The organism is Francisella salina (assembly GCF_000219045.1).
Lineage (GTDB): Bacteria > Pseudomonadota > Gammaproteobacteria > Francisellales > Francisellaceae > Francisella > Francisella salimarina.
On sequence record NC_015696.1, the window covers coordinates 69,084 to 93,363 of the forward strand.

The window sequence follows — 24,280 nt, forward strand, 5'->3', positions numbered from 1 at the left end:
TTTACTGATTTTGAATCTCTGTATTTGTACTCTTAGCATATTGATTCTGAATATTCTTCGGAAGCTGGCTTTCAAAGCCTTTTAAAAAAGAGTCTTTATCTTGCTGGTTTTCTAGATTAGTGCTATAGAATGCGCCCATGATATAACTAAGCTCAGCTGCTTGCTGTTTTGAAAGAGTATATTTTTTGTTATTTAAACCTGCCTTCATGCCACTAATAAATGATTTTTCATCTAGAGTTGATGGATTATGATTTTTAGGTATTTTAAACAAATTAAAACCTAAGCTATAGCTAAATTGATCTTTGCTGATATCTTTAGGAAGAGCTTGAGTATTGCTTTTTAGTATTTCTCTGAGTTTTGTGTTTTCTATAAGCTTAAATTTTGGTTTAGCGCTATTATAATGATCAGATATTCCAGCTATAACCGCTTGTGGATTGTATAGATCATTTTTCGGTTTGGGAGTAAACAAGAAGCCTTTTTTAAGGCTACTTTCACCAGTTCTATACCCCATCGAGAAACTAACTTTTTCTGTATCATAATCTTTTAAGTAAATACTATCTTGATTATTTATTCTATCTCTTAGACCTTTATAGAACTCCTCTAAAGAATATTTTTTATCCGTACCACAGATGTTTTTATCTTTGAGCTCTTTTGCAAGACTGACAGCGTTATTGAAATAATTTTGAGAGCTTGTATTTTCTATTTGTGAGCTGATACCTAAGGAGACGCTTAGTATACAAATTAGATATATATATAAATTTTTAAGAATTTTGGTTAGCATAAATTCAAAAACACATTTGTGCTAATAGATTGTTTTGTTGCTATACTATAAATATAAAACTATAAAAATAAAATATTATGCTACAGCGCGTGTTTTATACTTTAGGTCAGATGTTTAAATGGCGAAAAGCTCTTAGGCTATCAGATACTAATCATTTGGAGACTATAATAAATTTAACTCCAGAGATGCTAGTTAAGAATCAAGTAAAATATCTTGCTTTAGATTTTGATGGGGTTTTAGCAAGTCACGGTAAGCCTGAAATGCATCCTGAAGTTATGGGTTGGCTTACGAAATTTGTTACTAAATTTTCAGAAGATAGAGTTTTTATTCTTTCTAATAAGCCTACTCAAGAACGACTAAAATATTTTAACAAACATTTTCCTCAGATAAGATTTATATCTGGTGTTGCAAAAAAACCTTATCCAGATGGTCTTAATAAAATACTAGAATTGGTTGGTTGCCAGCCTGGTGAGTTAGCGCTTGTTGATGATAGGTTGTTAACAGGATGTCTTGCTTGCTTGATAGCAGGTTGTTATCCGATACTGATAACTAGTCCCTATGTTGATAGAGATAATTACACAAAAGAAGAGAGATTCTTTGGTTTTCTTCGCTATTGCGAGCAAAAAATATTTCCGTCTAAAGCGTAATTACTAGTATTTTGTTTGATTATTACTTAATATTATATTAGTAGCTTTAAATTAAAATTTACTTATGACAAAAAGAATTTTCTGGTTGGCTTCAATGCTCTTTTGGAGTATTGGCTTTTCTAATCCTACATTTACTCAAACTTTTTTTGATGACCATGATTACTCGACTGAAGGAAACTTTGCGGTCAAGAATCAGGGCTATCGAAATGATGCGAAAATAAAAATATATAATCATGATTTTAGTAAGGATGATTCAGAAAATTATAATTGTTCTTTTACCAGCTCTGGAGAAGTAAGATGCGGAGATTATCAGATTAAAACCCCTAAATTTAAAGACAAAGATGTGGCTAAAAAGATATCTCGACATTATAAAAAACTTCAGGATGTCAAAGGTGTGAGTAAGGGTGATGACTTTAACTGTGCCCTTGATGATAATAATGATGTCTATTGCTGGGGTGATAATAAGAGAGGACAGCTAGGAAGTGATACTGGTGCGAAAAAAGTCAAAAAGCCTTTAAGAGTAGACATAGATAATAGTATTAACTTCAAGAAGGTGTATACAAAAGCTCACTATGCGTGCGCTTTAGATGAAGAGGGTCATGCATATTGTTGGGGTGATGGAAGTAATGGTGAGGTTGGTAATGGTAAAAAAGGTCTTTTTGATAAACCACAGAAGGTCCAGACAGATATCGAATTTAGTAGATTAAGCATGGCGACTACTTATACCTGTGGTATTGAAAAAGATACAAATGATCTATATTGTTGGGGTAAAAGTCAAAATGGTCAAAAAAATCTCGATTCAACTGTACCTGTAAAAATGTAGCCACAAATGCCTCACGATACAAAGCGCTTTCTTACAAACTCTAAAAGTTCTAAGATACTTACTGAAATTATTGATCAACTTGAAGATTGTGAAGAGTTTGTTATAAGTGTTGCTTTTATGACTTTAGGTGGAGTTATTTGTATTTTAGAGACTTTGCGTCAATTAAACACTCAAGGCGTAAAAGGAAAAATCTTAACAGGATGTTATCTGAATTTTACAGAACCTAAAGCTCTTGAGAAGCTCATGGAATTTGATAACATCGAGCTAAAAGTTCTTAGCGATGATAACTTCCATGCCAAAGGTTTCTTTTTTCGTAATAAGGATAGTTGGCGAATAATTCTTGGTAGCTCAAACCTTACTCAGTCAGCACTTACAGTAAATAATGAATGGAATCTGCTTTTTGAAACTTCTAATAATGACTCAACAACGGAGCAAATTTTAGCAGAATTTGATTATCTTTTTGCTAAAGCAGAATATGTTAGAGATATCATTCAGGAATACAGTCAAATATATCAACAAATAAGTAGTGATATTGCTAGCTATAGATCTATCGACACTAAAATATCTCCCAATAAGGTTCAACAAGATGCACTTGAGAATCTGAATCGATTAAGACAGCAAGGCAAAAATAAAGCATTAATAATTAGTGCCACTGGGACTGGAAAAACTTTTTTAAGTGCTTTTGATGTAGCAAAAGTAAAGCCGAAAAGGTGTTTGTTTATAGTACATCGTACAAATATTGCAATAAAGGCAAAAGAGACTTTTGAAAAAGTAATAAAAGATAAAACACTTGGTTTGTATACAGGAGAAGTTAAAGATCCTGCAGGTTATCTATTTGCTACGGTACAAACGCTAAAAAACGCTAAAACATTAGCAAGCTTTGAGACAAATGAATTTGACTATATTATAGTTGATGAAGTTCATCATGCAGAAGCACAAAGTTATAAAAAAGTTTTATCACACTTTAAGCCAAAATTTTTACTTGGGATGACTGCTACTCCAGAGCGGAGTGATAATGCTGATATCTTTAAGCTTTTTGATTATAACATTGCTTATGAAATTAGGCTTCATCAGGCATTAGAATATAATTTTCTTTGTCCATTTCACTATTTTGCTATAGAGGATTTTTATTTAGAATCAGAGCAGGTTTTTGCGAAGGATTTTTCTAAATTAATTAGTGACCAACGAGTTGAGCATATTATTGATAAGGCTAATTTTTATGGTTATAGTGGCAAATCGCGATCAGTTTTAATGTTTGTTAGTAATGTTGATGAGGCAGTACAGCTTGCGACTAAGCTCAGTCAAAGAGGTATCAAAGCTAAAGCTTTATCAAGTCAAGACTCAGAGCGTGTAAGACAAGAAACTATTGGTGAACTTGAGAGTGGGTTACTTGAGATTATTGTTACAGTAGATATTTTTAATGAGGGTATTGATATTCCATGTGTTAATCAGGTTATCCTTCTAAGGCCTACTCAAAGCGCTATAGTCTATATACAGCAATTAGGGCGTGGACTGCGTAAGTATAAGTCTAAAGACTTTGTTGTGATTTTGGACTTTATCGCAAATTATAACAACAATTTTCTCATTCCTGTGGCATTAAGTGGAGATAATAGTTATGACAAGGACGAGCTTAAAAAGTTTGTAGTCTCACCAAATAATTATTTAGCTGGTGAAAGCACAATTACCTTTAGTAATATTGCTAAGGAAATAATCTATAAAAATATTCAAAGGACAAACTTCTCGCAACTAAAAAATATAAAAAAAGATTATGTTCAGTTAAAGAAAGAACTAGGTAGAATTCCTAGATTAGTAGACTTTCAGGAATATAACTTTATCTCACCAGAGGTCATTCTATCGACTAAAGATACTTATTATGATATTTTGTTGGCTTTTAAAGAAAGTGTAGTGAGTTTAAATCAACGACAATACAATATTATAAAGTTTATTTCTAAGGAGTTTACCCCAGCAAAAAGGCTTTATGAAATTTTAATTTTAGAGGAGCTTTTGAAATCGAAAACTATGAGTAAGGCTTATTTAGAGAAAGTGTTACGTAATAGTTTAGGTGATTTTGATATTATAAGTTTTGCAAATGCACTAGAGCATTTGTCTCTAAAAATATTTACAGTAAATGCCGGTAGAGCAGATTATGAGCCTCTAATATCTGTGGATGAACAAGAGATTAGGCTACTGATATCAGATGCTATCGATGAAAGCAGATTCTTGTATGAGCAAATTAAGGATCTAATAGAGTATAACAAGTTAGTTTATTTTCAGAAATATAATCTAAATAAGTCTCATGGATTATCGTTATATGCAAAATACTCTAAAAAAGAAATTGCCTATCTATTTAATCAAGATTATGCCAATGGAGGAGTTAATCTTGCTGGATATAGATCTTTTGAAGATAAAGTACTACTGTTTATGACATTTGATGAGAGTAAAAAATTTGATATATATGATAATAAGTTTCTCTCAAAACAGACCTTTTCATATTACTCAAAAAAAGGTAAGACTCTTGGTGATCGTTTAGAAAATGCTCTTAGCCAAAATCGATATAAAAGCTATGTTTTTGCACGAGTAAATAAAGATAATAGTTATATTTATCTTGGTATAGTTGCTAAGTGTCTAGTTGCTAAAGAAATAATTGCTGAAAAAAAGTTTGTTGAGTATATCTTTGAGTTAGAGAAGCATCTAACAAATGAGATTTGGCATTATTTTAAAGCTGTTTATAAAACCAAGATTTGATGCGTAATTAAATGATTTTTTATTTTTGTTTGTTATAATGGAAATTGAAGGAAGAACAAATTTGGAGAATCCTAATGGCATACAAAAAAGTTTTATTAGCTGTGAATGTTTATGAAAATGCAGACATCGTTATTAACTCTGCAGTAGACTTCGCTAAAAAGAATAATACAGAAGTTTTAAAGGTTGTTACAGTTATTGATTGTGTAGCTCCATTTGCACCATCTATAGTTGATTTTCAACACTCTATAGAGCAAGAAGCAAAAGAAGCTTTAGATAAGCTTGTAGCTAAGATTTCAGGTATCAAGGTTGAGCATGAAGTACTTGTTGGTAACCCTGCAGTTGAAATCGTTGATTATGCTGAAGAGAGCAGTTGCGATGTGATAGTTTTAGGTTCTCACGCAACTCATGGTATAAATTTACTTCTAGGTTCAGTAGCGAATGCTGTTCTACATAAAGCAAAATGTGATGTGCTAACGGTGAGAGTTAGTGAGAATGAAAAAGAAGCAAGTAAAGCGCATAACTATCAAAGGCTTCTTGTACCTACTGATCTTGAAAATGACTCATGTTCCGTTGTTGAAAAGGCAAAAGATGTTGCAAAGCTGTATGGTTCAAAAATTGATACTGCGTTTGTTATACCAAATGATAGTATCTCTTTGATGACATATGAAACAGAGAGGGTTGAGCATGCAATAGAGAAGTTTGCAGATAAAAATGGTATCACTGGAGAGAAGTCTGTGATGATTGGTGGTATCGCGAACAGTTTATTAGAAAAAGCAGCTGAAAATAAAAATGATTTGATAGTTGTGGGAAGTCATAGAAGAAGTGCTATTGGTAGATTTTTCTTAGGCTCTACAGCAAATAGTATCTTACATGAAGCTAATGTTGATGTCTTAGTTGTAAGACTTAAGTAATTACCGTTTTTCTCTTTTTTCATAAAAATTAAATTCTAAAAAAACTCATAAAAAGACTCAAAAAAGTGTATTTCTTTTGAAAAATATATTTAAATAAAAGAATCGGACAAAAAAATAAATACTTTTTATGAAAAAATTATTAGTACTTTTAGCAAGCTCAGCAGAGTGGTATGAGTTTACTGTATATTCATTTTGTGCAGGATATATTGGTGCAGCATTTTTCCCAGGTGATCATTTTATAAAATTTTTAGCTGCCTTCGGGGCATTTGCTGCAGGATTTTTAGCGAGACCTCTTGGTGGAATAATATTTGGCTATATTGGGGACAAAAAAAGTCGCTCTACAGCTTTAGCATTAGCGGCATTTTTTATGGGGGTACCTACTGTTGGGATGGCATTATTACCGTCGTATGCAACTATAGGTATTTTGGCTCCTTTACTTTTAGTTGCTTTTAGAATTTTACAAGGTATAGCTATAGGTGGTCAGTATAGTGGTTCAGTTGTTATTCTTGTTGAGGCAGAGTCAACATTATTAGGTAAGGCTAAAGCTGGTGTAAATGTTATAACTAGTGCTTTTGGAGGGATATTGTTAGCGATTGTAACTTTTCAAGTTATTAGATATCTAATTCCAGATGAGACTATGGCAAATGGTGGCTGGAGAATACTTTTTGGTATAGCAATTATATTGGTTGTTCTGTCGTTTTTCATTAAGCATAGTGGCGATGAAAAAGAGCCTGAAAAATCAAATGTGAGTCTAACTAAAGTGATACTTAAAAACTATAAAAGTTTAATATATATGATTTTATTATGCTTTCCTGGCGCAGTTGTTGCTTACTTCCAGATTACAATTTTACCTAATATTATTAAGAAAATATTAGGTCATGCAGATGTTAATGTCGCAGTACTGACAACTATTAGTATTATTATGTTTATCGCTACATGTAATATTGCTGCTAGACTTACTAAGTATTTTAAAATAAAAACGATTACTGCGTTTGGTCTTGTTTTGATGCTTGTGATCTCACTTCCTATGTATGCGTTATATAAAGCTAATAGCGATTTATTGATAGTCTTCTTTGTGACTATGGGAGCAATATTTGGAATATTCTATGGCAATATTATGGTGTTGTTTACAGAGTGTTTGCCTAGAGAGATTCGTTATACTGGATTTGCTTTAGCTTATAATATTGGTTTTGGTGTGTTTGGTGGTTTATTGCCATTCTTATGTTTCTTTTTAGCTTACTCTATATCTGATTATATGGCTGTGGGCATGATTTGTATAAGTGCGCTTGTTGGTTTGATAACGCTATATAAATTCGAGCCAGAAAATCTTAAAAAGTCTATAATAAACGATAACTAGTACTCAAAGAGTTTCTTTAAGGTAGTTGCTAATGAGTTATTATTTTTTGAGTGAAAACTGCTTTATTTACAATATCAGTAATAAATTATCTTTAGATGATAATCTCAAAATTTTAAATATCTATAAGTCTTTTATTAGAGATAGAGCATTTTGTCACAAGTTTGGTATCTATGATATTGTTCCATCTTATAATTCAATAGCGTTTCATTTTGATTATAAAGATCTTGATCGTTTGCAGGAAGCTATTCTAGCCAAAACTGAATCTATAGATTTTAGTGCCATTATTGATTCAAAAACACATTATATAGCGGTTGACTATAGTGGTGAGGATTTACACAAAATATCTGAGATTTTAGGAATAGAAATATCTGAGATTATAAAAAGACATACTCAGGTTGAATACCATATTGCGATGTTAGGTTTTAAGCCATATTTTCCATATCTACTTGGTTTAGACAAAAGTTTAAGTGCACCTCGCTTAGCAACACCACGAAATAGAATACCTGCTGGATCTGTTGCAATTGGAGGTTCTCAAACAACTATTTTTCCTGAGCAATCGCCGAGTGGTTGGAATATTATAGGAGTATCTAATTTTAGGGATTTCTCTAACTTTAGTGCTGGTGATAAGATAATTTTTAGGGAGAAGTGATGCTTTTGATAAACTGTGATTTAGGAGAGAGGGGTGTTGCTCATCCTATTGATGATAAGTTAGTTGAATATATAGATATTGCTAATATTGCTTGTGGTGGTCATGCAGGTAATAAAGAAAGCGTTGATTACTATGTGAATCTATGTCGAGATCACAATGTCAAAATTACAGCACATATTTCCTACCCAGATAAAGAAAACTTTGGTAGAAAGGTAATAAGCATTGATAATGATATTTTATGTTCATCTTTTGATGAGCAGTTTGCACTTTTTGATAAAGATATCAAGGCTGTTAAACCGCATGGAGCCTTATATAATGAGCTAAATGTTAATCAAGAGCTAGCAAAGGTTTTTATAGACTGGTGTATTAAAAATGATATTCAAGAGTTGGTTGTTAGCCCTTTTGGTATAGTTGCTGAGTATGCCAAAGAAAATGGTATAAAAATTGTTAAAGAGAGTTTCGCAGAGAGAGGCTACATGCTTGATAGTGTTAATAACCCTATGCTAATACCACGAGGCCAGCCAAATGCTGAAATACATAATGTAATGGAGGCAGTTGAGCAATATAATCAGCTTAAACAAGGATTTATTAAGATAGATGATCAAGATATCTTATTTGAGTCACAAACTGTATGTATACATTCTGATAGTAAGATAGCTTTAGAGTTAGCGCAGCAGATGTACGATATTAGAGGCTAAAATTATGGAGAATATCTTTTCGACTAAAGGAGGGTTACTTTTTCCAATTTCATTGCGGGAATATGGTAAGCAAGATAAAGGAGTATCTCCTAAAGGCGCTCAAGATCAATTAAGCTTTATGACAGCTTATAATATCTTTAACCAACCTACAGATTTTCAAGCTATTGAAATGATTTATCCCAGCGAGATTGTAGCTACTGATGATATATTGGTTTATTTATGTGGGGCTAGCTATCAAGATACTTTTATCGATGAAAATATCTGCGTAAATTATAATCAAGTCTTTGAGCTTAATAGAGGCCAAAAGTTAGAGTTTAAAGGTTCAAAAAAAGGCTTTCGCACAATAGTTTTTGCCATAAAAAAACAATCACAAACTATTGGATTGGTTGGCAAACAGAGATCATTAGAATTAGAAGGCTATATAAACCAAAATTATCGTCATAGCTTCATAAGAGTAATCAAGGGACCTGAGTATGATATTTTAAAAGATTGTGCTTTTTTTGAGAATAGTTGGACTATTTCAACAAACTCAAGTCAGATGGGGCTACCTTTAGATGGAGTTTTTCTTGATACACAAAAAATTGAAATGATATCCCAGCCTGTAACAGATGGTACAATACAGCTAGCCCCAAGTGGTCCGATAGTATTGTTACGACATCGACAAACGGTAGGAGGATATCCTCGGATTGCAAATGTTATAGAAGCAGATATTAATAAATTATCACAGTATGCTCCTGGATCTAAGGTAAGGTTTAAGTTGGTTAGTTTAGAAGAGGCTTGTGAAGTAAATAATATTCTCAAAGGCCTTATTAGTAGGGTATAAACTGATATAGTAACCTTTAAAGATTCCATATTTAAGTATATTATTCTCAGAGAGATCAAAAAATGTAAGGTATTGTGCTCGTGATAAAAAAAATATTCCCGAAGCAAATAGGTGTTTATAAGGCGACAGTTATATTAAGTCTTCTGTTTGGTTATGTATATAATATCCCACTTATTATAAAATTTTTCCAAGATGTTGCTCAAGATAGTACATTTAGCTTATGGTTTGTGATTAACTGTTTTGCAGTTTGTTTTTTAGCTTTTTTTCTGATTTTTAATCTGATTAATTTTCGCTATATATTTAAGCCATTAATGATTGTTTTGATTGTAATTGGAGCAATTGTTTTTTACTCGGAGATGTTTTTAGGAATTACTTTTACCTATGGTGTGGTAGAGAGTATTTTTGATACAAATACACATGAGGCACTATCCTATTTATCGATTGGGAGTGTTGCTAGTTTTATATTTTTTGGTGTTTTACCAATTGTTATACTTCTCAGAGTTAAAATAGTATACCCAAAATTTAGTAAAAGCGCTTTGATTAGAATCGCTAATATCATAGGGACTTTAATATTAGTTGTAATGATTTTAATTACAAATGTAAAAACTATTTTCCCATTCTTTAGAAATCATAATGAATTGGGAGATTATCCTAATCCAATAATTTACGTAGGTATCACTTCAGCAATTATTGCAGAGAAGTTTATTCCACCTTTACCGTACCAGCCAATTGGTGATGGTGCAAAAGAAGTTAGAAATACTGATAAGCCGAATCTAATGGTTTTTGTCTTAGGCGAGACAGCGAGAATGCAGAATTATCAGTATAATGGATATGATAGAGACACAAATCCTTATACTAAAAATCTTGGAGTTATTGCGTTACAAGATGTAGCATCATGTGGTACTTATACGGCATTGTCAGTACCTTGTATGCTATCTAATATGCCAAGAGTTAACTACAATGCAAGGCAAGCTGCTGCTAGAGATAATGTCTTAGATATTATGAAAAAAGCAGGTTTAGACGTCATTTGGTATAATAATAACGGTTATGATTGTAGATATACTGGGGTATGTAAGCGAATAGAAAATATCTATATAAATACCAGTGATTGTAAGGGTAATAGTGCAGGTGGGTTCTGTTATGACTCAGTATTACTAAAAGAGCTAAAAGAGCTAAAAGAGAATCTTGCGAAAAATGATGATGGTAAAAGTAAGGTAATTGTTTTACATCTAGTTGGAAGTCATGGACCAACTTATTATCAGCGTTATCCTGCAGAGTTCAAGAAATTTACTCCAACATGTGACCAGGGTGATATAAATGCATGTAGCAGAGAAAAACTAGTAAATACTTATGACAATACTATACGTTATACTGACTATATATTATCAAAAGTTATTGATACTTTAGATAGCAAAGAAGTAACTAATAAATATGATAGTGCAATGGTCTACATATCTGATCATGGAGAGTCTTTAGGAGAGGACGGCTTATACCTTCATGCTGCACCTTATGGTATAGCTCCATTATATCAAAAAAGAGTGCCGTGGATTATGTGGTTCTCTAAAGATTTTTTAAAAGATAATAAGCTTAATAAAGCCTGTTTAGTTAAAGAAGCTAAGAGGGGGGACACTTTCTCTCAAGACAATGTTTTTGACTCATTCTTAGGACTTATGAATATCAAAACAGCTGCATATAGTCCAAAACTAGATATTTTTGCAAACTGTCGAAACGCTGGGTAGATTAGATGTTAAATAAGCATAAATATACGCTTTTTAAAAATACTTCATATGCACTAAGTGGCTTAGTAGATATTTTTAAAAATGAAAAATCTTTTCGTCTGCAGTTACTTCTTTTTGTGATTTTGACAATAGCTATTTGGGTACTGCCTTTTAGTATAATTTCAAAGTTTGTTCTACAGATTGTTTCAATGTTGCCAATTTATGCAGAGATTATAAATAGTGCTATTGAAAGGGTAGTTGATTTAGTGACAACTGACTATCATATATTAGCAAAGCAGGCTAAAGATGCAGGTTCAGCTTTGGTTTTTGTATCTTTTGTAATAGAGCTAATTGTTTGGATTATGGTTATTTATTTGAATTTTTTGATTGGTAATTATTAGTACTTAATTTTATCAAGGTAGTCAGAAATTTCTTTATTCATTTCCTCATTATTTTTTTGTATGTTTTTTTGAGTTTCTAGAGCAAATGTTTTGTTTTCAGGTCTCATTGCATTGTATAGAAATTCGGGTTCAATTATAAAAGGCTTTGTAATCGACATTTTATCCATAGAAGGTATATTAACTGTGAAATAAAGTTTTATATGATTTTTATTATCATTTACTACTTTTGCTATTATATTTGCAGAGATTTTGTATTCTTGGTTTACTAGCAAATATTGTTGTTTATGATCTGAAAATACTTGTTTTACTGGAGTGACTTTTGCTTCTTCTATTTGCATCTGTTTATTAATTACTGGAGTTCCAGTTTTGGTTATACTATTGACTTTATCCTGCCCATGATGATCGTCAGCTACTTTAGATTGAATTTCAATCATTTTTTCTAATACATTTTTTCTAAATTTTTCAGCCTCTTCTGTGATAAATGCCATACATGTCCCAGAATTATCTTTAGCGTAGCATCCATTTTGTTTGTCTACCAGGATAAATAATTCTCTAGTGTTATCATAATATAGTTGATACTTAGGGAATTCAGGACCGTGACCTAAGTAAACAAATTTATCATCAGATAATGAGCGACAAGAGCATAAGCCTAAAGATATAATTATAAGTATTAAATAACTGTATATTCTTAACATAAAATTCTCCATAAATTATACATAAACAACCATATCGAGCGTAAAGGTATTCATGTGCTGATTATCATAAAGTTTTTGATATGAGTATTCAGGACCAAATAGTACATTGCTATCAAAATATGCTCGTTGAGCAGAAGCTATGAATTGATTTGAAATTCCTGCTGCTGCTTTAGGTCCAATTGCAGGTGATGATAACGCCATAGGGATTTTATTAGCATTATACGACGAGCCATAACTAAAGTTAAAGTTCGTTTTACGACCCGCAATAACATCTCCATAAGATGTCTGAATTGTAAATGCACCAGCATAACTATTTGATATTCCACTATATTGACTACTTTTGTTGGTTGTTTGACCCCAGCCAGCTCCAACTTGCCATATTCCTGGGAGGATATTGGTGAAAGATAAGTTTGCATCTGCGTTAATCATGCTAACTCGATTTAGGTCAGTTATTGTTGCAAAGTTCTTGTTTGCACCCTTAGCATCGAATATATAGCCGACATTAAAACCAAGGGATGTACTATCATTAATTGGAGCAGCATAAAAGTAGGCAGTTGAAAAACTTGCATTCTCATTATTAGCACCAAAAACAGCTATATTGAAGTTTGAAGTAGCATCCTTATAATTTACAGATACATTTGTTACACTTCCTGGAGAAAATAGTGCTTTAGTAACACCAGGAGTCCAAGGACCACCTCCACCAAATGCACCTACAGATAGTTTGTTTCTACCAACTGTCATAAAAAAGGGAGATATGTCCATATTACCGAAGATTGCAAAGGCATTACCTAATTTGAATCCATTAGTCTCATCTGTATCAAAGTCAAACTGGGCTGTAACATAGTGCCCTAAGTTTGATAGAAAGTATAGTTTAGCATTAGTTAGATATATGTTTTGACCACCATTTGCTCTAATTGTTTTATCAGCATTAGTTATTCTAGTACCTAACCATGCCTGGGCATCAGCTTCAATAAACCCACCGAAAAATACAGAATAATCATCGAACTTAGCTCTTTGACCCATAAGTGTTGAAGCAAAAAGGTTTGATGATATCTGCGCTATAGGTATGGTGTTATTACCAGAGTATCCACCTATATAGGTTATTTGACCTTGTGTTGTGATGGGAGCAGCATTTCCAACATCAATACCTCCGTGACTATCTATTATTCCACCGATGCTAGTTATATCTCCATCAAGATTGCTTGATGAGAAATTTGCAATCTCATCAGAAGATAATACGCTAGCACTTTTAGTATCAAAAGTTATATTGTTAGTTCTAGCAACTTTTGAGCTATAAGTAGCGAAATCATCGGTAGTATCATCGGTGTTAGAGTTGTTACTTTTTTTTAGGTTTTTTAATTCTTTGCTTAGCATATCTATCTGACGTTGCATTGCCGCATATCTATCATCATCTGATGGTGTCTGATTTGTAGTTGATGCAGCTATAACGATACTGCTATAAAAAAACTAGCAATAGCAGTAGCAAATAAAAACTTTTTCATAAAAATTTCTCAAGAATTAATGTTGATATAAAGAACTACTTAATTTCTGTACCTGTTTTTGGGTCTAATATCAGTTTAGGAGTTTTTTGTTTTTTACCAAAATCAAACATGCTTAGGATATTGTTTGAGTATTTATCGTTACTATACTTGCTAACTGAGCCAATGCCCCAGTTATACTCTACAAACTTAAGTACAGATGCTTGATTAAGTAGTGAATGATCAACATAGTTTGCTTTAGCATAAGGAGAAATAACAAGCATTGGTAATCTTGGACCATAACCCTGCCTTCCTTTGATATCATTAAACTGTGACTTTGGACTATAAACATGATCATAATCACCATCAGAGTCATCATAAATGATTATAATTGCTGTACTATCCCAGTCTTTTGATTGTTCAATTCTATTGATAGTATTCACTAACCACTCCTGTTCATCTAGAGGATTTGAATAACCTCCATGACCATCTTGGTATCCAGGGGCTTTTAAATAACTTACAGCTGGCATATTGTTTTGATCAAGAGCCTTCCAGAATTCACTTATATCATATTGGTGGTTAGCCTGGTCATTACTACCTATATATTTTTCATCACTTGGTGCTAGATGATGAGGGTTTGATGTCTCTTTCCAGTAGTTAAAAGGCTCATGGTGAGGTATATAGTCTCTTGATTTTACACCGAATTTATTAGTACTCATGGCATCACATATTGCTGTTTTACCAGAGTAGCTTGTTGGTTTGAATCCACCTTGGAACCAGCCCCAAGTAATACCTTTTTGAGTTAGATAGTGCCCTATATTTTTACCATCTGTGATTTTTGCTACAGCTGTATTTGTGTCTCCAGATTTACTTGTGCCATAAGAGCAATCATCGTAGTATGGGTTAGGATCTTCAATGATATAGCTGTTTTCAATATTTTCTAAATTACCACTTGGACTCATCGCTGGACCATTTGCACCAGCTACAAGGTTAAGTGCTCCAGGTGTTGATGGACCAAAAGTTGTACCAAATGTATTATCATTTAGGGCGAAGTTTTGTGCGTAATTCCATAATGCTGTGACAGTATTACCATCATAATATCCCATAACTTGACCATCGCAATTTTGTTTATAGGTATCATTGTCATGACCGCCATGTTCAACAAATTTGTTCATTAAGCCACTATTAAAAGAAGAGATCTCTTCATGGTACTCATGGTTTTGTGAACAAGGTTGGAAGTTTCTATCTAAACGATAAGGATTTTTTGTATTTGGATTATTCTCTAATAGTTGTTTTGTCAAACCGTTAACACTAGGAGTGTCTTCTTTAGCTATGAATTTTGGTTCATCCTCTGGATTCTTGGCATTAGGATACATACCAAAATATCTATCAAAGGAGTTGTTCTCTTGAAATATTATTACTAAGTGCTTTATTGGAGTAGTAGTTTTTAGAGTATTTGCGTTGTTGAATAACTTTTGTTCTACTTTTACAAGATTTCCATAATCATTTGGTTTGCTATTATTTACCCCTGATGCAAAAGCTGTCGTTATTATACTTATGCTTAAAATTCCTAGGGTAATCTTATTCAGTTTCATTATTGCTCCATCTGTTTGAGTTGTGTAATTCAGTAGCAATAATAATAAAAATTAAAAAAAATAATTAATAAAAAAGTCAGTTAATTTTTTTTTGTGAAAAAAATGTTTATTTTTAAGAGCTCTTGTTATATAGTATTCGCTATTTTTCTCAAAATAGCAGGTTTTGTAATTAAAGGCACGATAATATATATGTAGTTAATTATAAAAGCAATGTTTATTTAGATATATTTTTTAAAGTGATTTCTTATTGCTATTCTTTGTTTTTTTATTGTAGACTTTGTGATGTTAAAATAGATGTTGAAACATTGTAGTTAGGGAGATCACATAAATGCTACGTAAACTGGTTAAAACTTTAATACCAAGTCAGGATAAAATTTTTTTTGATTTAATGATAGAAGCAACTGAGTCGGTAGAAGATTCGGCTAGAATTCTTGACAAACTTGTTAAAGAGGAAGATAACCTAACGATATCTGAGCTATCAGAAGAGCTAAGATTAACAAGAACTGTAACAGTTGAAGTAGCTAATAAAATGGATCATGAGTTAGCTCGTTACTTTGTAACCCCTGTTGATAGGGTAGAGTTACATAACATTACTACTTTACTTCTAAAGTTAAATAGAAGAATCGTTAAAATCCACAGGTATATGCAGATACTAATGGAAGAAGAGCGTGGCAACGTAAATATATATCTAGCAACTAGTGTCGAGACTTTACGTAAAATGACAAAAGTACTTGATGATATGATGAAAGCTTTTGTCAAAGGGGATAATAAAGAACTTAAAAACTTCTATATTAGAATTACAGCGTTAGATGAGAATGTACTTGAAGAGCTAGGTCATGCGCTTAAGAAATTCTCTCACTATGATGAGGGGGATGTAATATTTATCATGAAAGTTAAAGATATTTATAAGGCTATAGAGAGTGCTATCTCTACGTGTACATCTGTAGCAGAATCAATTATGAGATTGTATGTAAAAGAAGTTTAACGAACAAGGTAAATAAAGATGATTACATCAGTGCTTATAGCCATCATTGTAGTAGCGTTGTTTTTTGAGTTTACAAATGGTTTCCACGATGCTGCAAATGTAGTTGCAACACCTATCGCAACCAAATCTCTAACACCATATCAAGCTATTGGTCTGGCAGCATTTTTTAACTTTTTGGGTGCTTTCTTTGGAACAGCTGTTGCTGCAACAATATCAAAAGGCTTAGTTGATACAAGTGTTGTTACCGATATTGTTCTAATATCTGCTTTATTAGGAGCTATTAGCTGGAACTTTTTTACTTGGAGTTTTGGTATACCGTCGAGCTCATCACATGCTCTGATCGGATCATTAGTTGGTGCTGTGATTATTAGCTCTAGTTACCAAGATGTTAACTATATGACAGTAATTCATAAGGTCATTATACCAATGATAAGCTCACCTATTATGGCATTCTTCTTAGCACTTATAATATGTATTATTCTACTTAATATTTTTATGAGGTTCTTTATGGTTAGAACTACAAATAAATACATAAGAGAAATGCAGGTGCTATCTACTAGCTTATTGTCTTTTTCTCACGGTTCTAATGATGCTCAAAAAACAATGTCAATAATAACACTTGCGCTACTAAGTGCAGGAGTTGTGCAAACTACTCAGGTTCCTGATTGGGTTATCGTTTTATGTGGTGTTGCAATGGGGCTAGGGACATTATCAGGAGGTAAAAAGATAATTAAAACTTTAAGTGCAAAGCTATCAAAACTAGAGCCTGTTAACGCTGTTTCTGCAGAATTAAGTTCAGGTATATTGGTTCTAGGAGCTTCACATGTAGGTTTGCCCGTTAGTACTACTCAAGTGGCATCGGGTTCTATTATGGGGGCAGGTTATGCTGATTCCGGTGTGAACTGGAAAGTTGTTAAGAAAATGGTAACAGCATGGGTTTTGACAATTCCAGCATGTATCGTTGTTACTAGTGTTATATATACTATTCTTTTCAAAATTTTTGGTACTTTCTAAAAGTTAATTACTATAAATCTCTTTTTTTAATAAATAAAAAGCCTATAATTCAAAGCAATTAAATTTACTACCTAATACTTAAATGCAAACAAAGATCAATAAGTTTATGGTTTATCTTCATTGGGCCACGGTTATCTTGATATTTCTAGCTTTTATATCAATAGAGTTTAGAAGTATATTTGGTAAACATTCTCTATTTCATGATGTTATGAAAACATCTCATTTATATATTGGTTTTTTGATTCTGTTTATTACTATTCTAAGGTTGGCTATAAGAAAGTTTGTAAGTTTTCCATTTATAGGGCAACGACTTGAGTATAATAAATTTAGGACTATGGTCGCTAATTTGGTACACATATTTTTATATTTTTGGTTAATTACTATGCCAATATTAGGTTGGTGCTTGATAAGTGCAAAAGGAACTTATGTCATTCCTTTTGGTTTGCCAGCTATTACGGATGTGCTCTCAAGAGCTAGTATCGTCAGACTCAAAGAAATCCATGAAGTTTTTGCATATGTTGGGCTAGCTGTAATATTTATACATGCAATAGTAGCAATTACTGAGTATTATATCATTCGTAGTAGAAGAGCTTAAAAGCTACTGATATTGGACTTGTATTTTTTTGATACCTTCTCTAACAATTTTTAGAAGCTCGTCTTTATATTTAGAGTGCTTGTATATAAGTATTAAGTGAGACTCTAATGGAAAATCTATCTCAAAGCCTTCTATTTTGACAATATCCTCACATTCCTTGAGGACAGCATCATAATAAAATTTTGGCATAAATCCTATAGTATTTTCACTCATCAGTAAGTTAGCTTTTTGAATCTCGTTATCAACCGTAAATTTAATTTTATCAAGATTAAATTTGTAGCTCTTATTATCGTGTTTAAACTCATTTGTGCCTTGAGAAAAGTCATATCTGTTAAATACTAGAGGAGCTTCAAGAACTTTTTCAGGGTTATTATGTAGATCTTTTACAAACTCTTTGTTTCCGTATAAGTGTGCAGGAAGCTTAACGGCATCTACAGATGTACAAACTATCCAATCATCTAAATCAAGAAACTCAAGATGCTTGTTAAATATTTGTATGACATTGTATGAATCAAACTGGAACTGGCTGCCATTAATATTATCTACTTGGTAACTATCTAGTGCAAAATTAAATGCTTCGTTATTAATCTGTTGTATCTGTGGTAATGCTAAATCAATAATGATTTTGATAAATAGGGGAGTACCAAGTACTTTTATAGATTGGCGTTGTCTAAAGCCACTTTGTTTTACATTTTGGATAGTATTTTCCAGATCTGTCACAATTTTATTGCAAGAGTGAAAATATTTCATGCCATCACTAGTTGGAGATATACGATTTTGTACATTTCTAATAAGCTTTAGATCTAGGTATTTTTCTAGTACATCTATCTTATTTTTTATAGTATTCAGTTCTACAGAGTAGCACTTTTTAACTGAGCTATAAGACCCTAATTCCACTAACTTTAGAAAGTAGCGTGTAGCTTCAATAATATCTTTGTTAATACCACTCATCTTATTAGAAAAACTTGCCAATCCTACTATTTATAATATCATTATGAGAAGTATTACAAAAGCACTAAAAGAATGTAACAAAACTATCTATAGACTCTCTTTCGGTACGATAGTTATTTACAGCAGCGTTAGTATTTTCATAACCAATTGCTATACCACATAGCAAAGTATAGTCATCAAACCCTTGTAGCTCTTTTTTGACTATATCTGGATAGTGTCCTAGAGAGGCTTGAGGACATGTTGCAAGTCCTAAGTCTAGAGCAGCTAGCATTATTGATTGGATAAGCATACCACAGTCCATATAGCCACTAATTCCTGTATTGGGGTGCTTAAATATGAATATGGCTGAAGGTGAATTAAACGATAAATAGTTTTTTTTCCATTGCTCAATACGTCTTTCTTTATCTTCTCTCGCTATATTTAACGCATTATATAAGTCATGACCACACTTAACAGCACGTTCTTTAAGTTCTCCATCTAATGGAATATCGCTATCATAATCATACTCCATTCTTGGAGGTTCGCGGTTATCACATGCAGATAGTATCTTACTCATCAAGGCCATCTTCTTTTCACCGTTTACTATAGCAATTTTCCATGGTTGAGTGTTTTTGCTAGAAGGTGTCCACCTTGTGGTATCAAAAAGATTTTCTAGTATTTTCTTGTCTATAGGCTTATCAAGAAACTCTCTAACGCACTTACGATTTTTTATAGCTTCAGATATTTGCATAAGTTTTACCTATTAATTGTTATATCTATAATTTAGACCATAAGCTTTGATGATACTTTATTTTTTAATACCTAAAAAGTCAAATGTTGTTAGGCAGGATACTATTGTAAACACTTGACAAAAGGGATTATTATTTGATATATTCACCAGTTCCCTATTTTCAAATCTGAAAAAGGCAATGAATGTATATAAAAAGGATGGTAAGTATGAAGTTAGCGCGAGTATTTACGAAAAAAGTTTCTCTAGCGAAAACTCTTAGCTCGAAACCACAAGGTTTTCAAGCTAGTACAAAGAATGCTGAAGAAAAGAAAATTAAAAAATGATTTTTACTATCAAAGCTATATAATAGTTTCTAAACACTAGAAAAGGAGATAAGAAAGTGTTTACTAAAAAAATGGCTTTCACTTATTTTATTACAGTTATATTGATTTTTAATTCTGGCTGGATTGATAGTATAGTCTTATATAATTCTTTTGGTGCCAGTGTGGCAGTTATGTCGGGTAACTTGAGGATTTTAGGGCATAGTATTGCTGGTGGTGACTGGGTATTTATGTATAAAGTAGCTGTGCTTATTTTTGGCTTTGTTGTAGGTGCTGCTGTTAATGGGGTCATTATGAAAACAGATGCCTATGTTATCTCTGAAGATCATACTAAGACACTAGTCCTACAAAGTGCTGTAATGCTTACAGGTACTTTATTGATAGATATTTTTAGTAATCATCGTGTTATTGATGATTTATTTTTAGCTATGGCAATGGGTATGCAAAATAGTTTTACTACACTATTTTTTGGAGGTTTTGCCCGAACAACTCATATGACGGGTACAACTACTGATCTGGGAATAGAAATTGGTAGAGCCTTACGAGGCAAAACAGATAATTTATGGAAAATACCATTTTTTGCTGTATGTATGACAATGTTTGTCGTTGGTAATGCTGTAGGTGTGATTTGGGTTGAGATTACAGGAGATTATTTCACCCTGATGTTATTCCCATCAGTCATATTACCAATTTTTGTTGGTATTGTGATTCTACTAACCTATAATATGAAGGTTAAAAATCATAGTCTCTAGTTTAAAGTTGGTAGTAAGCCAAAAGAGTTTAGAATCTGGAGAGCAATAATAATAATTGCAATAACCACAATTAGCATAGTTATTAGAGAAGATCTAGCTAGAGCTTTTTGTTTACGGTAGTTTATAACCCATAGCATCATAACAGGTAAAGCAACCTGAAGTATCGCTACAAAAATACTTGCATAGCCAAGAGCTGTTTTAAAGCCATCTGGGTAGGCAATCGCATAAATATAAGCCGGCAAGAATGTTATTACAAAAGCAAGCGTTTTATGTTTGTGTAAGTTCTTAGCTATTTTATAAGTATTCCTATTAAAATCAAAAAGCCCTAGTGCAACACCAAGAAAAGATGTTGCTAAGGCAAAGAAGCCAAATAGAAAAGATATTGTCGAGATATATCCAGAGCTAGTACTGAAGTGATCAATAATAACTGATGTGATTTCACCAGATTGCTTACCTAAGATACCAGTGGGCGTTGCAACTGGAAGTGAACCAAGAGTTGCAAAAATCCACAATATATAAACAATCAGCGGTATTGTGCTACCAATTACAATAGCTTGGCGTAGAGATCTTCTATTCGATCCCACATAGGTTCTTAATGTGGGTATTATATGATGAAATCCAAATGAGGTTAGAAGTATGGGAAATGCTGCCCAAATAAAATTAGGATTCTTGATTTGATAATTTAGATGATCAGTAGAAATGTGTGGGATAAGAACAGCAACTAGTAGTAGAAATGCTAAAAGTTTGCCTGTAAACATAATTTTGTTAACATGATCAACTAGCCTTGTACTGATATATATAAAAACCCCTAGTATCAGTATAAAAATAATGCCTGTGAGTTTTTCTGAGATATTAAAACCAAGACTTCCTAGTGTTGTTGAAATTAAGTATCCACCACCGACAGTATATGCGGCTACTAAAGAGTAGAGTAAAAGAACATAACAAATCCAGACTATACCAATACCAACAGGACCTAAGGTCTGTTTTGTCATTTCTACAAAATTAGCGCCATCTTCCATTTTTAGGTTAACTTCTGCTAATATCAGAGCTGTAAATGTCATCAAAGCCCATATACTGATAATTAAAATAGAACCTATAAAAAAGCCACAGCTCGCTACAGTTGCAGGAATTGCTAACATCCCAGCACCAATACATGTGCCAGATATAATCATTGCTGCGCCAAATTTTCTTGATAAAAACATATTAGATTGTATAAAAAACTGGAATTTTAAATCCCAACTCTACCATTTAAAGCTTATAATATATTTATTATAGCCGATAAGATTGTTATTTCTACAAAATGGATAGTATGAAGGATAAAATTAGGCAAGCTTTGGTTGAGCTTGATATTCTAGCAACAGAAGAGCAGGTTGAACAATGGCTAGAGTATTTAAAACTTCTTGAGAAATGGAATAAAGTTTATAATATGACTGCTATTAAGAAGATTGATGATATGCTAGTCAAGCACTTATTTGATAGTCTCGCTGTAGCTAAGTATATCAAAGGTAGCTCAACTGTCGATGTTGGTACTGGAGGAGGTTTGCCAGGAGTGGTTTTGGCGATACTATATCCGCAACATCAGTTTACTCTGGTTGATAGTGTTGGCAAAAAAATTATGTTTCTCAAAAATGTTAAAAAAAGCTTGGGCTTGGATAATATTAATCCATTAAATATACGCATTGAAAACTTAGACGGTAGCTTTGATAATATTATCTCGCGTGCATTTAGCTCAGTTGATACATTTTATGAATTATGTAAGCATTTCTTAACTAAAGATAATCAAATGCTAGCCATGAAAGGTCCGGATCTTGAGGAGCAGAACTTAGTATCTTTGCCGCTGGATATTGAAAAGCATAGCATAAAAGTTCCTTTCTTGAATGCTCAGAGAAACCTTATTGTAATGAGAAAAAAATAATGATTGATAAAGAATTTATTCAAAGCTCATATGCTAGTATCATTAAAAATATAGACTCAAAGGCTAGGCTTCTGGCTGTCAGTAAGTATCAGTCTATTGAGAAGATAGAGTATTTGGCAGGTCTTGGACAGTTAGATTTTGGTGAGAATTATTTTCAAGAATTGGAACAAAAAGCTAAGCAGTTACCAGATTTGAAGTGGCATTTTATTGGCTCACTGCAATCTCGTAAAATAAAGCATATTGTTAAGTATGCTGATTCAATTCAAAGTGTAGAGAAAATAGAGCATCTTGAGAAAATAAATAAAGCTGCTATTAATGAAAATAAGTATATAGATGTTTTCTTACAAATAAATATAGATGATGATGTCAGTAAATCTGGTTTTAAATCAACTCAGTTAGATGATGTTATTGAAGTTATAATTAAAGCGAAAAAATTCAGTAATCTAAAGGTGGTTGGACTAATGTGTATACCTGCAAAATCAGACTCTCCAGAAAAGAGCTTTGCAAAAATGAAGGTATTTTTTGACACTATTAATGCTAGTTTAGCTAATGAGTTAAAATTATCGAGGCTGTCAATGGGAATGAGCGCTGATTATAAATTAGCTATACAGTATGGCAGTACAGATGTTAGGATAGGAAGTAGCCTTTTTGGTATTAGAGAGGCTTAGCCTATTATTTTATTTATATATTTAGAAAGTAGTCTTTTATATATCTCATTAATTATTAAAACTATAAATACAGCTACAAATGTTTCAAAGGCTCTGTCTAGTGCTATTGTGTATGATGTCGCTGACGATAAAGTGATTATACTCCAACTAATAATCATACATGACACAAAAAGATTCAGTAGTAGATAATATGATATAGAACAATTAACTAAGAAAAAAAGAGCCAGTAGTAGAGCTATTTGTAAATAGTAATGATTTTCTAATAGAGTCATCAAGATCGCAATTATGATCGGACCCAGGATATTTGCAAAACCTCTTTTAAGAGCAGTTATCTTTACTTTTTCATAAGAGTAGCCAAGAACCAAAACAATAGTCATCATAATCCACCATGGATTAGTATTTGGTAGGTATATGGTCATAAAATTCGTTATTAAGTATCCTATAGCAAGTGACGCAAGAGCAATAAGCATCACATGATGATATTTATCTTGAATCCTCTCGCGGTTAGAATACGGCTGATCTCTATATAGCAGTATATTTATCAAAGCATAATAGAGTATAAGCAATACCATTACTACTATTACACAAGTTAGAGTTATACCTATACTGACATGACTATATCCGAAAGCACTTGAAACATATCCAATAAAACAAAATTTTGTGAGTATCTCTGGCATTATTCTAAATTTTGTTGGTAGGTAAAAAGTCAATCCGCCCATCATTAGCGTACAAAAAGGTACAGCTATAGGTAGTTGTGATACAACTGTTCCGATAATCATAGCTGCACTTATAGAGATAATAGCGATAATGATATATAGGTAATTTTTCCTATATACTCCATGGATTGAAGCAGTACACAAGGCTGTAATACCTACTAGGCTATTAACAAAGGCCTTAGGTAGAAGAAGATAGCTTATGAGGGCAACTAAACCTAACAGTATTGTCAATAAAAAAGACTCTATAATTATTTTTTCACGCACTATTAGCTTTAATGTTGTATGTGATTTCATGGTTATTATTTCGTTAGAA

The 24,280-nt window shown here is 32.5% G+C and carries 24 protein-coding genes; 16 read left to right on the top strand and 8 right to left on the bottom strand.

What is annotated here, in order from left to right; all coding sequences use genetic code 11:
• Position 1: 1 nt before the first annotated feature.
• Positions 2 to 781: a hypothetical protein gene (locus F7308_RS00315; RefSeq protein ID WP_013921856.1), complete on the bottom strand. Its 780-nt coding sequence runs from the start codon at positions 779 to 781 to the stop codon at positions 2 to 4.
• Positions 782 to 858: 77 nt separating this feature from the next.
• Here F7308_RS00315 and F7308_RS00320 point away from each other — a divergent pair, with 77 nt between their 5' ends.
• The 10 genes from F7308_RS00320 to F7308_RS00365 all read left to right on the top strand — a co-directional run bounded on the left by F7308_RS00320 (position 859) and on the right by F7308_RS00365 (position 11,553).
• Entirely contained in the window at positions 859 to 1,428 is a 570-nt protein-coding gene (locus F7308_RS00320) for a YqeG family HAD IIIA-type phosphatase (RefSeq protein ID WP_041263566.1), read from the top strand.
• A 64-nt stretch (positions 1,429 to 1,492) separates the two neighbouring features.
• A complete protein-coding gene (locus F7308_RS00325; RefSeq protein WP_041263567.1) occupies positions 1,493 to 2,251 on the top strand; it encodes an RCC1 domain-containing protein in 759 nt (252 codons plus the stop codon).
• Positions 2,252 to 2,257: 6 nt separating this feature from the next.
• Entirely contained in the window at positions 2,258 to 4,996 is a 2,739-nt protein-coding gene (locus tag F7308_RS00330) for a DUF3427 domain-containing protein (protein WP_013921859.1), read from the top strand.
• A 74-nt stretch (positions 4,997 to 5,070) separates the two neighbouring features.
• Complete coding sequence (locus F7308_RS00335) at positions 5,071 to 5,907, top strand: universal stress protein (RefSeq protein WP_013921860.1); 837 nt, start codon at positions 5,071 to 5,073, stop codon at positions 5,905 to 5,907.
• 127 nt (positions 5,908 to 6,034) lie between these two features.
• Positions 6,035 to 7,264 (top strand): MFS transporter, encoded by a 1,230-nt coding sequence (locus F7308_RS00340; RefSeq protein ID WP_013921861.1) that lies wholly within the window; start codon positions 6,035 to 6,037, stop codon positions 7,262 to 7,264.
• Between the two features lie 31 nt (positions 7,265 to 7,295).
• Positions 7,296 to 7,913 (top strand): 5-oxoprolinase subunit B family protein, encoded by a 618-nt coding sequence (locus tag F7308_RS00345; protein WP_013921862.1) that lies wholly within the window; start codon positions 7,296 to 7,298, stop codon positions 7,911 to 7,913.
• Positions 7,913 to 8,611 carry a 5-oxoprolinase subunit PxpA gene (locus F7308_RS00350; protein ID WP_013921863.1) on the top strand — a complete coding sequence of 233 codons (699 nt, stop codon included), beginning with the start codon at positions 7,913 to 7,915 and terminating at the stop codon, positions 8,609 to 8,611. The genes F7308_RS00345 and F7308_RS00350 overlap by 1 nt, the downstream gene beginning before the upstream one ends.
• Before the next feature lie 4 nt (positions 8,612 to 8,615).
• Complete coding sequence (locus F7308_RS00355; RefSeq protein WP_013921864.1) at positions 8,616 to 9,434, top strand: 5-oxoprolinase subunit C family protein; 819 nt, start codon at positions 8,616 to 8,618, stop codon at positions 9,432 to 9,434.
• Between the two features lie 80 nt (positions 9,435 to 9,514).
• Positions 9,515 to 11,173: a phosphoethanolamine transferase gene (locus F7308_RS00360; RefSeq protein WP_013921865.1), complete on the top strand. Its 1,659-nt coding sequence runs from the start codon at positions 9,515 to 9,517 to the stop codon at positions 11,171 to 11,173.
• A gap of 5 nt (positions 11,174 to 11,178) precedes the next feature.
• A complete protein-coding gene (locus F7308_RS00365) occupies positions 11,179 to 11,553 on the top strand; it encodes a diacylglycerol kinase (RefSeq protein ID WP_013921866.1) in 375 nt (124 codons plus the stop codon).
• Here the strand turns inward: F7308_RS00365 and F7308_RS00370 are convergent.
• The 3 genes from F7308_RS00370 to F7308_RS00380 form a co-directional block, all read right to left on the bottom strand.
• Positions 11,550 to 12,248 (bottom strand): FTN_0109 family protein, encoded by a 699-nt coding sequence (locus F7308_RS00370; RefSeq protein WP_013921867.1) that lies wholly within the window; start codon positions 12,246 to 12,248, stop codon positions 11,550 to 11,552. The genes F7308_RS00365 and F7308_RS00370 overlap by 4 nt on opposite strands.
• 15 nt (positions 12,249 to 12,263) lie before the next feature.
• Positions 12,264 to 13,640: a DUF3573 domain-containing protein gene (locus F7308_RS00375; RefSeq protein ID WP_013921868.1), complete on the bottom strand. Its 1,377-nt coding sequence runs from the start codon at positions 13,638 to 13,640 to the stop codon at positions 12,264 to 12,266.
• Between the two features lie 145 nt (positions 13,641 to 13,785).
• Positions 13,786 to 15,321 carry an alkaline phosphatase family protein gene (locus tag F7308_RS00380; protein WP_013921869.1) on the bottom strand — a complete coding sequence of 512 codons (1,536 nt, stop codon included), beginning with the start codon at positions 15,319 to 15,321 and terminating at the stop codon, positions 13,786 to 13,788.
• Positions 15,322 to 15,649: 328 nt separating this feature from the next.
• Between F7308_RS00380 and F7308_RS00385 the strand changes: the two genes are divergently transcribed.
• From F7308_RS00385 to F7308_RS00395, 3 genes are all read left to right on the top strand, one after another.
• Entirely contained in the window at positions 15,650 to 16,306 is a 657-nt protein-coding gene (locus F7308_RS00385) for a hypothetical protein (protein WP_013921870.1), read from the top strand.
• An 18-nt stretch (positions 16,307 to 16,324) separates the two neighbouring features.
• The gene (locus tag F7308_RS00390; protein ID WP_013921871.1) at positions 16,325 to 17,320 is read left to right on the top strand and encodes an inorganic phosphate transporter; all 996 of its coding nucleotides are present in this window, start codon (positions 16,325 to 16,327) and stop codon (positions 17,318 to 17,320) included.
• 82 nt (positions 17,321 to 17,402) lie between these two features.
• A complete protein-coding gene (locus F7308_RS00395) occupies positions 17,403 to 17,915 on the top strand; it encodes a cytochrome b (RefSeq protein WP_083817016.1) in 513 nt (170 codons plus the stop codon).
• A gap of 3 nt (positions 17,916 to 17,918) precedes the next feature.
• On the opposite strand, the gene F7308_RS00400 is transcribed toward F7308_RS00395, so the two are convergent.
• Both F7308_RS00400 and F7308_RS00405 read right to left on the bottom strand, forming a co-directional pair.
• Positions 17,919 to 18,866, bottom strand: coding sequence for a LysR family transcriptional regulator (locus F7308_RS00400; RefSeq protein ID WP_013921873.1), 948 nt, complete (start codon positions 18,864 to 18,866; stop codon positions 17,919 to 17,921).
• A 64-nt stretch (positions 18,867 to 18,930) separates the two neighbouring features.
• Positions 18,931 to 19,596, bottom strand: a complete 666-nt coding sequence (locus F7308_RS00405) for a nitroreductase (protein WP_013921874.1) — start codon at positions 19,594 to 19,596, stop codon at positions 18,931 to 18,933.
• Between the two features lie 379 nt (positions 19,597 to 19,975).
• On the opposite strand from F7308_RS00405, the gene F7308_RS00410 reads away from it, so the two are divergent.
• The gene (locus tag F7308_RS00410) at positions 19,976 to 20,668 is read left to right on the top strand and encodes a YoaK family protein (protein WP_013921876.1); all 693 of its coding nucleotides are present in this window, start codon (positions 19,976 to 19,978) and stop codon (positions 20,666 to 20,668) included.
• On the opposite strand, the gene F7308_RS00415 is transcribed toward F7308_RS00410, so the two are convergent.
• A complete protein-coding gene (locus F7308_RS00415) occupies positions 20,665 to 21,870 on the bottom strand; it encodes an amino acid permease (protein WP_013921877.1) in 1,206 nt (401 codons plus the stop codon). The two genes, F7308_RS00410 and F7308_RS00415, sit on opposite strands and share 4 nt — an antisense overlap.
• 98 nt (positions 21,871 to 21,968) lie before the next feature.
• Here F7308_RS00415 and rsmG point away from each other — a divergent pair, with 98 nt between their 5' ends.
• Positions 21,969 to 22,583, top strand: a complete 615-nt coding sequence (gene rsmG / locus F7308_RS00420) for a 16S rRNA (guanine(527)-N(7))-methyltransferase RsmG (protein WP_013921878.1) — start codon at positions 21,969 to 21,971, stop codon at positions 22,581 to 22,583.
• Entirely contained in the window at positions 22,583 to 23,251 is a 669-nt protein-coding gene (locus F7308_RS00425; protein WP_013921879.1) for a YggS family pyridoxal phosphate-dependent enzyme, read from the top strand. The genes rsmG and F7308_RS00425 overlap by 1 nt, the downstream gene beginning before the upstream one ends.
• Here the strand turns inward: F7308_RS00425 and F7308_RS00430 are convergent.
• Positions 23,248 to 24,261: an FUSC family protein gene (locus F7308_RS00430; RefSeq protein ID WP_041263568.1), complete on the bottom strand. Its 1,014-nt coding sequence runs from the start codon at positions 24,259 to 24,261 to the stop codon at positions 23,248 to 23,250. The genes F7308_RS00425 and F7308_RS00430 overlap by 4 nt on opposite strands.
• Between the last annotated feature and the right edge of the window lie 19 nt (positions 24,262 to 24,280).

Bases quoted from the DNA above. Each gene is read 5' to 3' on its own strand.
- F7308_RS00315 (WP_013921856.1), bottom strand. From the start codon at position 781: ATGCTAACCAAAATTCTTAAAAATTTATATATATATCTAATTTGTATA.
- F7308_RS00320 (WP_041263566.1), top strand. From the start codon at position 859: ATGCTACAGCGCGTGTTTTATACTTTAGGTCAGATGTTTAAATGGCGA.
- F7308_RS00325 (WP_041263567.1), top strand. From the start codon at position 1,493: ATGACAAAAAGAATTTTCTGGTTGGCTTCAATGCTCTTTTGGAGTATT.
- F7308_RS00330 (WP_013921859.1), top strand. From the start codon at position 2,258: ATGCCTCACGATACAAAGCGCTTTCTTACAAACTCTAAAAGTTCTAAG.
- F7308_RS00335 (WP_013921860.1), top strand. From the start codon at position 5,071: ATGGCATACAAAAAAGTTTTATTAGCTGTGAATGTTTATGAAAATGCA.
- F7308_RS00340 (WP_013921861.1), top strand. From the start codon at position 6,035: ATGAAAAAATTATTAGTACTTTTAGCAAGCTCAGCAGAGTGGTATGAG.
- F7308_RS00345 (WP_013921862.1), top strand. From the start codon at position 7,296: ATGAGTTATTATTTTTTGAGTGAAAACTGCTTTATTTACAATATCAGT.
- F7308_RS00350 (WP_013921863.1), top strand. From the start codon at position 7,913: ATGCTTTTGATAAACTGTGATTTAGGAGAGAGGGGTGTTGCTCATCCT.
- F7308_RS00355 (WP_013921864.1), top strand. From the start codon at position 8,616: ATGGAGAATATCTTTTCGACTAAAGGAGGGTTACTTTTTCCAATTTCA.
- F7308_RS00365 (WP_013921866.1), top strand. From the start codon at position 11,179: ATGTTAAATAAGCATAAATATACGCTTTTTAAAAATACTTCATATGCA.
- F7308_RS00370 (WP_013921867.1), bottom strand. From the start codon at position 12,248: ATGTTAAGAATATACAGTTATTTAATACTTATAATTATATCTTTAGGC.
- F7308_RS00375 (WP_013921868.1), bottom strand. From the start codon at position 13,640: ATGCAACGTCAGATAGATATGCTAAGCAAAGAATTAAAAAACCTAAAA.
- F7308_RS00380 (WP_013921869.1), bottom strand. From the start codon at position 15,321: ATGAAACTGAATAAGATTACCCTAGGAATTTTAAGCATAAGTATAATA.
- F7308_RS00385 (WP_013921870.1), top strand. From the start codon at position 15,650: ATGCTACGTAAACTGGTTAAAACTTTAATACCAAGTCAGGATAAAATT.
- F7308_RS00390 (WP_013921871.1), top strand. From the start codon at position 16,325: ATGATTACATCAGTGCTTATAGCCATCATTGTAGTAGCGTTGTTTTTT.
- F7308_RS00395 (WP_083817016.1), top strand. From the start codon at position 17,403: ATGCAAACAAAGATCAATAAGTTTATGGTTTATCTTCATTGGGCCACG.
- F7308_RS00400 (WP_013921873.1), bottom strand. From the start codon at position 18,866: ATGAGTGGTATTAACAAAGATATTATTGAAGCTACACGCTACTTTCTA.
- F7308_RS00405 (WP_013921874.1), bottom strand. From the start codon at position 19,596: ATGCAAATATCTGAAGCTATAAAAAATCGTAAGTGCGTTAGAGAGTTT.
- F7308_RS00415 (WP_013921877.1), bottom strand. From the start codon at position 21,870: ATGTTTTTATCAAGAAAATTTGGCGCAGCAATGATTATATCTGGCACA.
- rsmG (WP_013921878.1), top strand. From the start codon at position 21,969: ATGGATAGTATGAAGGATAAAATTAGGCAAGCTTTGGTTGAGCTTGAT.
- F7308_RS00425 (WP_013921879.1), top strand. From the start codon at position 22,583: ATGATTGATAAAGAATTTATTCAAAGCTCATATGCTAGTATCATTAAA.
- F7308_RS00430 (WP_041263568.1), bottom strand. From the start codon at position 24,261: ATGAAATCACATACAACATTAAAGCTAATAGTGCGTGAAAAAATAATT.